At 48.7% G+C, this 14105-nt stretch carries 9 protein-coding genes; 7 read left to right on the top strand and 2 right to left on the bottom strand.

Translation table 11 applies throughout. The features are described 5' to 3' along the window. Positions 1-59: 59 nt before the first annotated feature. The 5 genes from parE (at position 60) to ABXJ76_RS09555 (ending at position 5488) form a co-directional block, all read left to right on the top strand. On the top strand, positions 60-1952 hold the full coding sequence (parE, locus tag ABXJ76_RS09575) for a DNA topoisomerase IV subunit B (protein WP_432746383.1): 1893 nt from the start codon (positions 60-62) through the stop codon (positions 1950-1952). Positions 1953-2000: 48 nt separating this feature from the next. Beyond that, on the top strand, positions 2001-3839 hold the full coding sequence (uvrC, locus tag ABXJ76_RS09570) for an excinuclease ABC subunit UvrC (protein WP_432746381.1): 1839 nt from the start codon (positions 2001-2003) through the stop codon (positions 3837-3839). Then, the gene (gene pgsA / locus ABXJ76_RS09565) at positions 3832-4392 is read left to right on the top strand and encodes a CDP-diacylglycerol--glycerol-3-phosphate 3-phosphatidyltransferase (protein WP_432746379.1); all 561 of its coding nucleotides are present in this window, start codon (positions 3832-3834) and stop codon (positions 4390-4392) included. The genes uvrC and pgsA overlap by 8 nt, the downstream gene beginning before the upstream one ends. Before the next feature lie 81 nt (positions 4393-4473). Further along, positions 4474-5073 carry a TetR/AcrR family transcriptional regulator gene (locus tag ABXJ76_RS09560; RefSeq protein WP_432746377.1) on the top strand — a complete coding sequence of 200 codons (600 nt, stop codon included), beginning with the start codon at positions 4474-4476 and terminating at the stop codon, positions 5071-5073. 229 nt (positions 5074-5302) lie between these two features. Further along, positions 5303-5488, top strand: coding sequence for a hypothetical protein (locus ABXJ76_RS09555; protein ID WP_432746375.1), 186 nt, complete (start codon positions 5303-5305; stop codon positions 5486-5488). A gap of 60 nt (positions 5489-5548) precedes the next feature. On the opposite strand, the gene ABXJ76_RS09550 is transcribed toward ABXJ76_RS09555, so the two are convergent. Then, on the bottom strand, positions 5549-6991 hold the full coding sequence (locus ABXJ76_RS09550) for a glutamate synthase subunit beta (protein ID WP_432746374.1): 1443 nt from the start codon (positions 6989-6991) through the stop codon (positions 5549-5551). Between the two features lie 187 nt (positions 6992-7178). Further along, positions 7179-11798: a glutamate synthase large subunit gene (gene gltB / locus ABXJ76_RS09545; RefSeq protein ID WP_432746372.1), complete on the bottom strand. Its 4620-nt coding sequence runs from the start codon at positions 11796-11798 to the stop codon at positions 7179-7181. 517 nt (positions 11799-12315) lie between these two features. Between gltB and ABXJ76_RS09540 the strand changes: the two genes are divergently transcribed. Both ABXJ76_RS09540 and ABXJ76_RS09535 read left to right on the top strand, forming a co-directional pair. Further along, positions 12316-13533: a UbiH/UbiF/VisC/COQ6 family ubiquinone biosynthesis hydroxylase gene (locus ABXJ76_RS09540; protein WP_432746487.1), complete on the top strand. Its 1218-nt coding sequence runs from the start codon at positions 12316-12318 to the stop codon at positions 13531-13533. A 130-nt stretch (positions 13534-13663) separates the two neighbouring features. Beyond that, positions 13664-14044 (top strand): PilZ domain-containing protein, encoded by a 381-nt coding sequence (locus ABXJ76_RS09535; RefSeq protein ID WP_432746370.1) that lies wholly within the window; start codon positions 13664-13666, stop codon positions 14042-14044. Positions 14045-14105 lie beyond the last annotated feature (61 nt).

The following is a 14105-nucleotide window of genomic DNA, read 5'->3' as shown; positions in this document are numbered from 1 at the left end:
GCCTTGTACCTTGCGCCTCCGTATTATATATGAAATTGAATTGTGAGTGATTGGGAAGTATGAGTAACGAATATAACGCGTCGGCCATTGAAGTTTTAAGCGGACTGGAACCGGTGAGAAAGCGCCCCGGCATGTACACGGACACTACCCGACCTAACCATCTGGTGCAGGAAGTCGTTGATAACAGTGTCGATGAAGCAATGGCAGGCCATGCTACGGCCATCGATGTGGTCTTGTATAAAGACGGTTCGGTGCAGGTCAGTGATAATGGCCGAGGTATGCCGGTCGATATACATCCTGAGCAAGGCATTCCTGGCGTCGAGGTGATTTTGACCCAGCTGCATGCGGGCGGCAAATTTTCCAATAAGAATTACCAGTTTTCCGGCGGATTGCATGGGGTGGGCGTCTCGGTCGTTAATGCATTGTCGGCAAAACTGGAAATAGAAGTCAAAAGGAATGGCAAGATTTATCGAATGGACTATGCCGATGGCGAAAAACAAACCGAGCTGGCGGAGACCGGAACAGTCGGCAAAAATAATACCGGAACGTCTATCCGGTTTTGGCCGAATGAAAAATATTTCGATTCCAATAAAATATCGGTTTTAAAGCTTAAGCATGTGTTGCGCGCCAAGGCGGTTTTATGTCCGGGCTTAAAAATATCGTTGAAAGTCGATCAAACCGATGAAGAGTATTTCTGGTGTTATCAGGATGGTCTCAAGGAATATTTGCTCGACCGCATAGGCGATATTGACTATAGCCCGGAGCAGCCTTTTATGGGCAACATGGCTGCTAACCATGAAGCCGTTGAATGGGGTATCGTCTGGGCGATTGAAAATCCGGCGGAAGTGCTGGCCGAAAGTTACGTTAACCTGGTACCGACTGCGCAAGGCGGAACTCATGTCAACGGCTTGCGGGCAGGCCTGACCGAAGCGATGCGCGAGTTTTGCGACATCCGAAATATCCTGCCGCGCGGCGTTAAAGTCGCCCCGGAAGATGTCTGGGAAAACTGCCATTTTGTGCTGTCGGTAAAATTGGAAGATCCGCAGTTTTCAGGGCAAACCAAGGAGCGACTCAGCTCCCGCGAATGCGTGGCTTTTGTGTCCGGCGTGGCTAAAGACGGTTTCAGTCTGTGGTTAAACCAGAACCCCGCTGAAGGCGAGAAAATCGCCGAAATCATCATTTCCAGCGCGCAAAAGCGGCTGCGCTCCAATAAAAAAATCATTCGCAAAAAAATCACCTCAGGCCCCGCATTGCCGGGAAAATTGGCCGACTGTTCGGCGCAGGACTTATCCCGAACTGAATTGTTCCTGGTCGAAGGCGATTCTGCTGGCGGTTCGGCCAAGCAGGCGCGGGAGCGTGACTTTCAGGCGATTATGCCGTTGCGCGGCAAGATTTTGAACACCTGGGAAGTCGAGTCCGCTCAGGTGATGGCGTCGCAGGAAGTTCACGATATTGCGGTGGCCTTGGGGATAGAGCCGGGTTCTTCCGACTTGCAGAACCTGCGCTACGGCAAGGTGTGTATCCTGGCCGATGCCGATTCCGACGGCAACCATATTGCGACCCTGATCTGCGCGTTGTTTTATCAGCATTTCAATGCGCTGGTGGTTGCCGGTCACGTCTTTGTCGCGATGCCGCCCTTGTATCGTATCGATGTCGGCAAACGGGTGTTTTATGCGCTGGATGAAGCTGAAAGACTCGGCGTGCTGGATCGCATTGCCGCCGAAAAACTCAAAGGCCAAATCAATGTGCAGCGCTTTAAAGGTCTGGGCGAGATGAATCCCAGCCAGCTGAGGGAAACCACGATGAACCCGGACACCCGCAGACTGGTGCAGTTAACGGTTGAGGAAAATGACGACACCAGCGGTCAGCTGGATTTGTTGCTGGCTAAAAAACGTTCGCAAGACCGGAAAGTGTGGCTGGAAACCAAGGGTAATTTGGCGGATATAGCGTAATGTAAGATCATGAAAGCATTGCAATGTTTTATGTTACCAGGATAAAGCGTGAATCCCGATTCATCAGAAAACCAGTTTGACGTAACAGCGTTTTTAAAAAATCTGACCACGCGCCCCGGCATTTACAAGATGCTGAATGACCAGGGCGAGATTATTTATATCGGCAAAGCTAAAAACCTTAAAAACCGGGTTTCCAGTTACTTTAAAAAGCAAACAGCCTCGACCAAGCAACAGACGATGGTCACCAAGATTGCGGCCATTGAAGTTACGGTAACGCATACCGAAGGCGAGGCATTGTTGCTCGAATGCCAGCAAATCAAACGCCATAAACCCCGATACAATATCTGTTTAAGAGACGATAGGTCCTATCCTTATATTTTCCTGTCTACGGATCAGGATTTTCCCCAGATCACCCTGCATCGCGGCGCAAAAAAGCGTAAGGGTAAATATTTCGGTCCTTATCCGGGTATCGGCGCCATCAAGGAAAGTCTGAAATTGCTGCAACGGATTTTTCCGATCAGACAATGCGAGGATTCTGTTTTTAACAATCGTTCCCGGCCTTGTTTACAATACCAGATAGGCCGCTGTACTGCGCCCTGCGTCGGTCTAATCGATAAAGCCAGCTATGCGCAGGATGTTGGCAGCACAGTGCTGTTTCTGGAAGGTAAGAGCGGTCTGCTGATTGACCGGTTGATTGTTAAGATGGAGCAGGCGGCGGCTAGTCTGGAATATGAGCAGGCCGCCGGTTTCAGGGATCAGATTGCAAAATTGCGCTCGGTGCTGGAAAAACAGTTTGTACAGGGTGAACGCGGCGATGTTGATATTATTGCCTGCGCGACCAAAGCCGGCGTGGCCTGTGTACAGGTATTTTTTATCCGCAACGGACAGCATCTGGGCAACAAGGTGTTTTATCCCAAGATAACCGGTGAATATGATCAGGCCGCTATCGTCCAGGCGTTTATTCCGCAATATTACTTAGATAAACAAACGCCGGATGAATTGATCGTCAGTCATCAACCGGAAGAAGTCGATTTATTGATGGAGGTGTTGGCGACGCAGTCGAAACATGCGGTGACCATTTCCCATAATGTCAGGGGCGAGCGCTTAAAATGGCTGTCTTTGGCCTGTACCAATGCCCAAAATTCCCTGTTGAGCAAGTTGTCCGATAAACAGGGTATTTATGCCCGGTTCCTCAGTTTGCAGGAAGAATTGGGCTGCAAGGAATTGCCGAAACGCCTCGAATGCTTTGATATTAGTCACACCCAGGGCGAACAGACGGTTGCGTCCTGCGTTGTTTTTGACCGGGAAGGGCCGGTAAAATCGGCTTATCGCCGCTTTAATATCGAAGGCATAACCGGCGGCGATGATTATGCAGCTATACATCAAGCGGTATTCAGGCGTTTTAAGCGGCTCAAACAGGGAGAACATACTGCTCCGGATATATTGCTCATCGACGGTGGCAAAGGTCAGGTTCATGAAGCGCAAAAGGCACTGGCGGAATTAGACATAAATAATGTTATGATAGTCGGTGTTTCTAAAGGGCCGGATAGAAAACCCGGCATGGAAAAGCTGATTCTGGTGGATGAGGCTCAGCCGATAGATATAAAGCCTGGCGCTAGCGGTCTGTTGTTGATTCAACATATTCGTGATGAAGCGCACCGGTTTGCAATAACAGGACACAGGCAACGTCGAGGCAAGGCTAAAAAACAATCGGCTATGGAAGCCATTCCAGGATTGGGGCCTAAACGGCGACAGATTTTATTGAAACAATTTGGGGGACTGCAAGGTATTTCACAAGCTAGCGTGGATGCCCTTTGCAGTGTAAACGGCATAAGCCGTTCTTTAGCACAACGGATATACGAGCTATTTCATCATCAAGATGATTGAATTTAACTTACCTACAAATCTTACGCTGTTAAGAATTGCGTTAATTCCTTTATTAACCGTGGTTTTTTACTTGCCTTGGGAATATTCCAATGTTGCCTGCATGCTGATTTTTTTAGCGGCAGGGATTACCGATTGGCTAGACGGCTATCTTGCTAGAAAGATGCAGTTGGAGACGCCGTTTGGAGCTTTTTTAGATCCCGTGGCGGATAAATTGATGGTGGCCATGATTTTGGTGTTGATCGTCCAGCAGCAAGCCAGTCCTTATTTGGCTATTCCTGCCGCTATCATTATCGGCAGAGAAATCACTATTGCTTCGTTGCGAGAATGGATGGCAGAAATCGGACAGCGGGCGCAGGTTAAAGTCTCCCAATTAGGAAAATGGAAAACTACGGCGCAAATGCTGGCGATCGGCCTGTTGTTATATCGCGAAGATTTACTGGGTCTGCCCATAAATTATTGCGGCTACGGTTTGTTGTATATTGCGGCGATATTGACATTATGGTCGATGATTAATTACTTAAGGGCAGCACTAGCGGTATTGACCGCAAAATAGAATTGGGTCTATAACTTGTAGACTGCTTGGATTTTCAATAACACACAATACAGCGCATTGAATCAGCTGTGAAAGAAGAACATGGATCAGGAAATAGAAGATATTCAGACTCAATCTGAAGTGCAGGATAAAATATTGTTGGCGGCTTTGAAATTATTTACCGAAAAAGGTTATTTCAATACATCGTTAATCGATATTAAAGAGGCGGCCGGACTAAAGACAAACGGCATAATCTATCAGCATTTTAAAACCAAACAAATGATTGCAGTGCAGTTGCATGCAAATATATTCGACAGTTTAAGCATCTCCATTGATGACATAAGGCGCACCAACGAAAAATCATCCGAGCAATTACGCAGTATTGTCGATTTGTTGTTCAAATTAACCGATGATGCGCCCGATGTGTCGCGGTTTTTGTTGGTTTTGAACGTCAATGAATTTTTGCCCGAAGCAAAGCCGTTACATGAATCTGCAGCTTTCAAGAAAATCATCAGTATCATTGAAGTTGGCATTAAGGAAGGGGAGATACGTAATATTAGTCCGCAGTTGGGCTACGCCGAGTTCTTCGGTATTATTGATAACACCTTGCGACTGGTATTGACAGGTTTTCTTGACAGGAAAGCAGATTTTTATCAGTCGCAAGCTTGGCTTGCGGCGTGGAATGCTCTTGCTAAGAAATGAGCAGGTTGATGCGTTCTTACGAAGACACAAATTTTTTGTAGTTATTTAAAAATTGCAACTGCTTATTTTCCAACGGCACTCGTTCATCTGCTTTTGGAAAATGCGCTAGTACGTTAGTGGGTCACAGGTTGTGACGTTTAAACTTCAAAGCCAGCTTTGGACTCCAAAACTACCTATCTACCGGAGTCCAAAGCTGGCTTTGGTCGTAACTTTGGCCTGGAGGAAAATCATGGGGGAGGTAGTTCAATTCAACCGACCCAAGCTGTCACAACTGCATAAAGGCAATACCTTATGCCGTAGCGGTTTTCATAAATGGGAAGTCGTAAATGAACAGCAGTTTGATGTTAAACAAGGAAAACTAATCACCGTTTATCAGTGTAAACGGTGTTCAAAAATAAAATCTAAAGCACTTTAAGCGGACTGTTTTGTGGGAACGTCTAAAGTCAATCCCACAAAACAGCTAACAGCTAAATCATTACCTCGGCAGTTCCGATGTTCCCATCAGGAACTCGTCGACTGCTCTGGCAGCTTGTCTGCCTTCACGTATCGCCCATACTACCAACGATTGTCCACGTCGGCCGTCACCTGCGGCGAATACTTTATCGATTGAGGTGCGGTACTGTTTATCAGTGGCTTTGATGTTGTTACGCTCGAGTTCAACGCCAAGTTCCTGCAATAAGCCTTCGTGTACGGGGTGAACAAAACCCGTGGCTATCAGCACAATATCTGCGTCCAAGGTGAAAGCGCTGTCGGGCTTCTCGCTCATTTTCCACTGACCGTTTTCTTGCTTCCATTCCACTTCTACCGCGTTCAGATGGGTTATTTTCCCCTCTTTTCCGGTAACACTTTTGGTATTTACACTCCAGTAACGCTTTTTGATGCCTTCATTATGTGAAGACGTGGTGCGCAACTTGTTAGGCCACAGCGGCCAGGTCAGCGACTTGTTTTCTTTTTCAGGCGGCTGCGGCATGATTTCTAGTTGTACCACGGAGGCTGCACCCTGACGAATCGATGTGCCGATGCAATCGGAACCGGTATCGCCGCCGCCGATCACCACTACATGTTTGCCGGTGGCGGTAATGGCGCTATCTTCGGCTATGATGTCACCGGCATTGCGTTTGTTTTGCTGGCGCAAAAAATCCATCGCAAAATGAACGCCGGTAAAATCATTGCGTCCTTCAACATCCAGATCACGCGGCTGTTCCGAGCCTACCGCCAAGACCACGGCATCGTAGTCGGCGAGTATTTTCTGTGCGGAAATGTCGGCGCCGATATGACTGTTGGGCCTGAAGCTGACGCCCTCGGCTTGCATTTGCGCAATGCGTCTATCGATATGGTTTTTTTCCATCTTGAAATCGGGTATGCCGTAGCGCAACAAGCCGCCGATACGGTCGTTCTTTTCGTAGACTACTATTTCATGTCCGACGCGCGCCAGCTGTTGTGCGCAGGCGAGTCCCGCCGGGCCCGAACCGATCACCGCCACGCGTTTTCCTGTGCGTTGCTCTGGAATTTGCGGTTTTACCCAGCCCATTTCCCAGCCTTTGTCGATAATGGCGCATTCTATCGATTTAATGGCTACAGGCTGATCTTGCAAATAGAGTGTGCAAGCCGCTTCGCAGGGCGCAGGGCAGATGCGTCCGGTAAACTCGGGAAAGTTGTTGGTACTGTGTAAAATTTCCAGCGACTGCTGCCAATTCCCTTGATAAACCCCGTCATTCCAATCCGGGATAATATTATTAACAGGACAGCCTTGATGACAAAAAGGAATGCCGCAATCCATGCATCTCGAACCCTGCTCAGCCAGTTCGGCGTCGCTGGGGGCTAGCGTGAATTCGCGATAATGCAGGACACGATCACTCGGCAATGCAGTGTGCCGTTCAGTGCGTTCTAGTTCCATAAACCCGGTTGGTTTACCCATTTTTAATACCTTCTACTTAAATAGTGTGGCTACTAACTCAATACGGGACAGTCTAAGGTTAAGCCGTTCGTGGTGAGTCTGTCGAACCATGAACGGTTTAACCGTCCACCCTTCGACAGGCTTAGGGCGAACGGTTAAGCCTTGGGTTGTTTTCTGTCTTAAGTTGTAGCCTATAGTGTCGCAACGATTATGCAGTCGCGGATGCTTGTTCAGCCTGAATTTGTTTGAGCGCTTCGCGGTAATCGACCGGCATGACCTTAACAAAACGTGGCAAATAATCCTGCCAGTTATCCAAAATGTGCAGCGCTCTTGCGCTGTTGGTATAGCGCTTATGGTTTTCAATTAAATGCTTTAAGCGTTGTGCATCATGACGGGTCATATCGGACATAAGGTGGACGCGTCCATGTGTTTCCATGTCGCCGCCCTGATGCGCGATGGCTTCCAGCGTGTCATCTTCTTCGGGGATGGGTTCGAGTTCCACCATGGCCATGTTGCAACGCTTTTCAAAGTCGCCTTGTTCATCCAGTACATAAGCCACACCGCCTGACATGCCGGCTGCAAAATTGCGGCCGGTTTGTCCGAGAACGACCACGACACCGCCGGTCATGTATTCGCAGCCATGATCGCCCACGCCTTCGATAACCGCGACAGCGCCCGAATTGCGCACCGCAAAACGTTCACCGGCAACACCGCTGAAATAACATTCACCGCTGATGGCGCCATATAACACAGTGTTGCCGACGATAATATTTTCAGCAGGATTAATAGGACAGTCTTTAGGCGGGTAAATGGCGATACGTCCGCCGCTCATGCCTTTGCCTACATAATCATTGCCTTCGCCTTCAAGCTCGATGCTGATGCCTTGCGCCAAAAACGCGCCGAAACTTTGCCCTGCGGTACCTTTAACATGGATCGCAATGGTGTCTTCAGGCAAGCCTTTATGTCCATAACGCTTGGCGACTTCGCCGGACAGCATCGCGCCGAAAGTGCGGTTAATATTGCGGATAGGCGTATTGATGACCACCGGTTGTCCGTTTTGCAGCGCAGGTTGTGCTTGCGCAATTAAGGTATGATCCAGCGCATGTTCCAAGCCGTGATCCTGGCGTTCGTGGTGATAAAGGACTGTGCCATTTTCAACGGCGGGTTTATAGAAAACCCGGCTAAAGTCCAGCCCTTCGGTTTTCCAATGGTTTAGTGAGCGCTGCATGTCCAGCTTGTCCGAGCGACCGATCATTTCATTAAAGCTGCGGAAACCCAGTTTTGCCATCCATTGACGCACATCTTCTGCGACCATGAAGAAATAATTGACCACATGTTCCGGTTGTCCGGTAAAACGTTTGCGCAGTACCGGGTCTTGAGTCGCCACGCCGACCGGGCAGGTGTTCAAATGGCATTTGCGCATCATTAAGCAACCCGACACGATCAAGGGCGCAGTGGCAAAGCCGAATTCATCAGCGCCCAATAAGGCGCCGATGATGACATCGCGGCCGGTGCGCAAACCGCCATCGACTTGGACGGCGATGCGTCCGCGCAGCTTGTTGAGTATCAGTGTTTGATGGGTTTCGGCAAGGCCGATTTCCCACGGCAAACCGGCGTGTTTGATCGAGCTCATTGGGCTTGCGCCGGTACCGCCCTCATAGCCGGAAATGGTCACATGATCGGCGTGGGCTTTGGAAACGCCCGCTGCAACGGTGCCGACACCGACTTCCGATACCAGTTTGACGCTGATCCTCGCTTCGGGATTGACGTTTTTTAAATCATGGATCAGCTGCGCCAAATCTTCAATCGAATAAATGTCATGATGCGGCGGCGGCGATATTAAGCCTACGCCCTGAGTGGCATGGCGCACTTTAGCGATAACCGCATCGACTTTATGGCCGGGCAGTTGTCCGCCTTCGCCGGGTTTTGCGCCCTGGCTGATTTTGATCTGAATGTCGTCGGCATTGACCAGATATTCGGTGGTTACGCCAAAACGGCCGGATGCGACCTGTTTAATCGCCGAACGCATCGAATCTCCGTTGGGCAGAGGCTTGAAGCGTTCAGGAAGTTCTCCGCCTTCGCCGGTATTGGATTTGCCGCCGATGCGGTTCATCGCAATAGCCAGATTAGTATGCGCTTCGTAGGAAATTGAACCGAACGACATAGCTCCCGTTGCAAAACGTTTGACGATGTCCGCAGCCGATTCCACTTCATCCAATGGCACCGGGGTCGCATCTTCCTTGAATGACATTAAGCCGCGCAAGGTCAGCAAGGATTCGCCTTGCTCATCAATCAGGCGAGCGAATTCAGCATATTTTTCGTAGCTGTTGCTGCGCGTCGCGTGTTGCAAGGTGCTGATGGTTTCAGGTGTCCAGGTATGCGCTTCGCCGCGTACGCGGTAGGCATATTCGCCGCCAACATCTAGTGCGTCGCGGTATAACGGGGCATTGCCGAAAGCAATCTGATGGCGGCGAGTGGTTTCTTCGCTGATTTGGGCTAAGTCGATGCCTTCGATAGTGCTGGTTGTTCCGGTGAAATAGCGATCCAGAAAGGGTTCTGCTAAACCGAGCGCATTAAAAATTTGCGCGCCGCAATAAGACTGGTAAGTCGAAATACCCATTTTGGACATGACTTTGAGCAGACCTTTGGAGATCGCCTTGGTATAGCGTTTGTGTGCTTCATACTCGGTTAGGTCAGGAATGTTTTCGCATAAACCGGAGAGCGTGTCAAACGCCAGATAAGGGTTAACCGCTTCCGCTCCGTAAGCCGCTAACAACGCAAAATGATGAACTTCGCGTGCTTCGCCGGTTTCAATAACCAAGCCTACTTTAGTGCGTAGACCTTCGCGGGTCAGGTAGTGATGCACGGCAGAAGTTGCGAGCAGGGCAGGTATCGCGATATGGGCAATATCCAGGTCGCGGTCGGACAGAGCCAGAATATTATTACCTTCTTCAACAGCCTGTTTTGCCGCAAGACACAGGTTATCCAGTGCCGCTTCCATGCCGTTTGCTCCCAAATCGAAAGGATAACAAAACGTCAGGGTTTTAGTCTTGAATACGCCGCCGGTACGCGTTTCGATACGGCGAATTTTTTCTAAATCCTGGTTGCTCAAGATAGGCTGTTCCACTTCCAGGCGCATGTGGGTTCCGCCTTCGTCCAGGCCCAATAAATTGGGGCGTGGACCAATTAGTGAAACCAAAGACATGACCAATTCTTCGCGGATAGGGTCTATGGCCGGGTTGGTGACTTGGGCAAAACCTTGTTTGAAATAATCGTACAGTAAGCGCGAACGCTCCGATAATACCGCCAGTGCAGCATCAATACCCATTGAGCTGATCGATTCCTGTCCGGTTTTTGCCATCGGTTTCAGGATAAGTTCAATATCTTCTTGGGTATAACCGAAAGCTTGTTGTCTATCCAGCAGGGTATGCGCATCGGGTGCCATTGCAGAAATTTCAGCAGGCAGATCGGCAAGCATAATTTGTGTTTTACTTAGCCACTCGGCATAAGGGTGGCAAGCGGCTAAATTGGCTTTCAATTCCGCATCGTCGATAATGCGGCCTTGTTCGGTGTCGATCAACAGCATTTTGCCTGGCTGCAAGCGCCATTTTTTGATAATCTTGTGCTGGGGAATCTCTAAAACGCCCATTTCCGAGGCCATAATAACGAAATCGTCATCGGTGACCAAGTAACGCGCAGGACGCAAGCCGTTGCGATCCAGGGTTGCGCCGATTTGACGGCCATCGGTGAAGGCGATAGCCGCAGGGCCGTCCCAGGGTTCCATTAAGGCAGCATTATATTCATAAAACGCGCGCAGTTTTTCGTCCATTAACACGTTGCCGGACCATGCTTCGGGGATCAGCAACATCATCGCGTGGGCCAGTGAATAACCGCCGGCAACCAATAATTCCAGTGCATTGTCGAAACAGGCCGAATCCGATTGCGCTTCGTCGATCAACGGCCACAGTTTATGCATGTCGTCGCCCAGTACCTTGGACGCGATGGAATGACGACGCGCCGCCATGCCGTTAACATTGCCGCGCAAGGTGTTGATTTCACCGTTATGGGCGATCAGCCGGAAAGGATGCGCTAAATCCCAGGTTGGGAAGGTGTTGGTGGAAAAACGCTGATGCACCAAGGCCAGAGCACTGTCCATGCGCTCGTCGTTCAAATCCGGATAAAATGCTCCGACCTGATCTGCCAGCAACATGCCTTTGTAGACTATGGTACGTGACGATAACGACGGAATATAAAAAGCGTGTCCATGATCTAGCTTTAAATCACGCACAGTGTTTTCAACTTGCTTGCGAATGACAAACAACTTGCGCTCGAAAGCGTCTTGATTAGAGCAATCTGATCCGCGACCGATAAAAATCTGCCGTATAAACGGTTCAACCAGTTTTACCGATTCACCCAGGGTTTGATTGTCGACAGGTACATCGCGCCAACCTAACACTACGGCATTTTCACGAACAATAATGTCGGTTAACAGTTTCTCGCAAGTGGCTCGATTGGCGGCGTCGCTAGGCAAAAATATCATGCCAACCGCATAATCTCCGACTTTCGGCAGGGAGATGCTAAGTTTGTCGCATTCCGCACGGAAAAAAGTGTCGGGGATTTGAAGTAAAATACCAGCACCATCGCCCGCATGGATATCTGCGCCGACCGCGCCACGGTGGGTCAGGTTGGTCAGTAATTCCAAACCCTGACGTACGATTTCATGGCTTTTTTGACCCTTTATATGAACGATAAAACCCACGCCGCATGCATCATGTTCATTGCGTGGATCATATAAACCCTGTCTGGTCGGTAGCGTACTTTGACTCATTGTCACCTCTGAAAAATATTACAAAAGGGTTGTTATTTTTTTATGTTAATAACCCTCGTTCCGCACCTGTTTTGATGCTCGCATCAGCCGTCGCAGGGGCGGCAAAATTATCTAATTATACGGATGACAGATAATTCTGTCACGTAGTCTTTTGTCGCCAGCACTAGTAAACAGTGTTGGTTACTGTTCATAATTATGAGGTTGGCAGAGGTCTTTTATTGACGATTTATACAGATGCGGTGTTTATTTCGGTTGTTTTAATGAAATAGAATATTCAGTTTATTCACTCGTGTCGACGCTCGTTCCGCTGTTTAATAACACGGCTGAAAGTGCAAAAGCATGCTTTGAATTATGCTGACGGTGATTTTTGGGGTTCAAGCGGGGCTACAGAACTAAATGAAGCAAGGAATAAGGCTGAATAGTTACCGATTTTACCTGGGTTTTTCGTGTCTTCGTGGTTTAATAATCAATCTGCTTATTCTAGCGTTAAGTAAATTCATATGTTGACTGGTTAATGATGAAAGAAAATTTTGATGTTGTAATTGTTGGCGGGGGCATGGTTGGCGCTGCCGTTGCCTGTAGTCTTGGCGGAAGCTCATTGAAAGTGGCGGTGATAGAAAGTGTTCCTCCGCAAGCTTTTGCGGCTGATCAGCCTCATGATTTACGGGTTTCTGCGCTGAGTATTGCGTCAAAAAATATCCTTGAAACTGTAGGTGCCTGGAATGGTGTGGTCAAGCGCAGGCTTTGTCCGTTTCGCAGGATGCGTGTCTGGGAAACCGCAGGGGATACCGAGTTTTGCAGCGATGATATTCATTATTCCGAATTGGGTTATATCGTTGAAAACAGGGTGACTCAACTGGCGTTATTGGAGCGATTACACGATTTTGCCAATATCGAGCTGATGTGCCCGGCTACCATTGATAAAATCAACTATTCTGCTGGAAACCTGACTGTAGTGGAACTGGCTGATGGCCGTATTTTGTCGGCAAAAGTGTTGGTTGCCGCAGATGGCGGTCAATCCAGAGTTAGGCAAACAGTGGGTTTGGGCGTAACCAGTTGGGATTATAAGCAGCATGCGCTGGTGATTTATATCGCAACCGATTACGGGCAGCAGGATATAACTTGGCAGCGCTTTGTTCCTAGCGGGCCGCAGGCATTTTTGCCGTTAACCGGGCATTACGGATCAATAGTCTGGTATAACTCGCCGGATGAGATAAGCCGGTTGAAAGCATTGCCTAAGGATGATTTGCTACGCGAATTGACAGCAACGTTTCCTGATTGTCTGGGCAAGGTTAACGCTATCTTGGGAACGGCGAGTTTTCCGTTGAAACGTCAACATGCGCAAAGCTATGTTAAACCCGGTGTAGTTCTGGTAGGTGATGCGGCGCATATGATTAATCCGTTGGCAGGGCAGGGTGTTAATATCGGTTTGCTGGATGCGGCGGCCTTGGGTGAGGTTCTCATTGAGGCTCATAAGCAAGGTCTTGAGTTGAGTGATTTGACGGTTTTAAGGCGTTACGAAAAAATGCGCCGCAATGAAAACCTGAAAATGATGACGGTCATGGATGTTTTTTACCGAGTGTTCAGCAATCAGGCGTTGCCGGTCAAGTTCTTGCGCAACTTTGGACTGGGCTTAGCCGAACGAATTTTACCCGCTAAAAATAAAGTGATGCGCAGTGCGATGGGTTTGGAAGGCAATTTACCGAAGCTAGCCAAAGGCGAACCGATTATTTGATCGTTAGGCAAAAGCACGGTGAATCATAAAATTATGGCTGCGTGGTGAAAAGCCCTTAAATTACAGCGGAATAATTTTTTTTAAACTGAAATTTTTAAGTGATTTTGATAATAGTTAAGTGTGGATAGTTATGGAGCGTAGGTTTTATCAAAGGATTCCTGTACAGGTTTCCGCCATGGTTACTACCGGCGATGGCGTGTGCATTAAGGTGGTTGTGATAGATGTATCCAGGGGCGGGCTAAGTGTAGAGTGTAATATCACACAACGGAACATGCTTACGCCGGGAGGGAGTTTTGTCCGTGACGGCAGGCCGGTATCCGTGTTTGTCGAGCTGAATCTGTCTAATGATGATGAATCGTTATCCAAAATAGTCGCACGGTGCCATGTGGTTTTTTCTCGGCGTATGTCCAGCGATCAGTGCAAAATTGGACTGCGCTATGCAGATATTGAAAATAACGGACATGAACAGCTGGCTCGGCTTATTGCGGAAAGCCTTAAAACTCAAGTTTAAGTCGCTTATTTTTTGCTTCGGCTCTTGGTTTCCAGTAGACAGACATTATTTACCGCAGAAG

Origin of the sequence: Methylobacter arcticus, assembly GCF_050917435.1 — a bacterium.
Classification (GTDB): Bacteria; Pseudomonadota; Gammaproteobacteria; order Methylococcales; family Methylomonadaceae; genus Methylobacter_A; species Methylobacter_A titanis.
The sequence above is the reverse complement of the archived record's forward strand: the minus strand, read 5'-3'. Positions and strand labels throughout refer to the sequence as shown.

Coding starts and splice junctions, on each gene's coding strand:
- parE (WP_432746383.1), top strand. CDS start 60: ATGAGTAACGAATATAACGCGTCGGCCATTGAAGTTTTAAGCGGACTG.
- pgsA (WP_432746379.1), top strand. CDS start 3,832: ATGATTGAATTTAACTTACCTACAAATCTTACGCTGTTAAGAATTGCG.
- ABXJ76_RS09560 (WP_432746377.1), top strand. CDS start 4,474: ATGGATCAGGAAATAGAAGATATTCAGACTCAATCTGAAGTGCAGGAT.
- ABXJ76_RS09555 (WP_432746375.1), top strand. CDS start 5,303: ATGGGGGAGGTAGTTCAATTCAACCGACCCAAGCTGTCACAACTGCAT.
- ABXJ76_RS09550 (WP_432746374.1), bottom strand. CDS start 6,991: ATGGGTAAACCAACCGGGTTTATGGAACTAGAACGCACTGAACGGCAC.
- gltB (WP_432746372.1), bottom strand. CDS start 11,798: ATGAGTCAAAGTACGCTACCGACCAGACAGGGTTTATATGATCCACGC.
- ABXJ76_RS09540 (WP_432746487.1), top strand. CDS start 12,316: ATGAAAGAAAATTTTGATGTTGTAATTGTTGGCGGGGGCATGGTTGGC.
- ABXJ76_RS09535 (WP_432746370.1), top strand. CDS start 13,664: ATGGAGCGTAGGTTTTATCAAAGGATTCCTGTACAGGTTTCCGCCATG.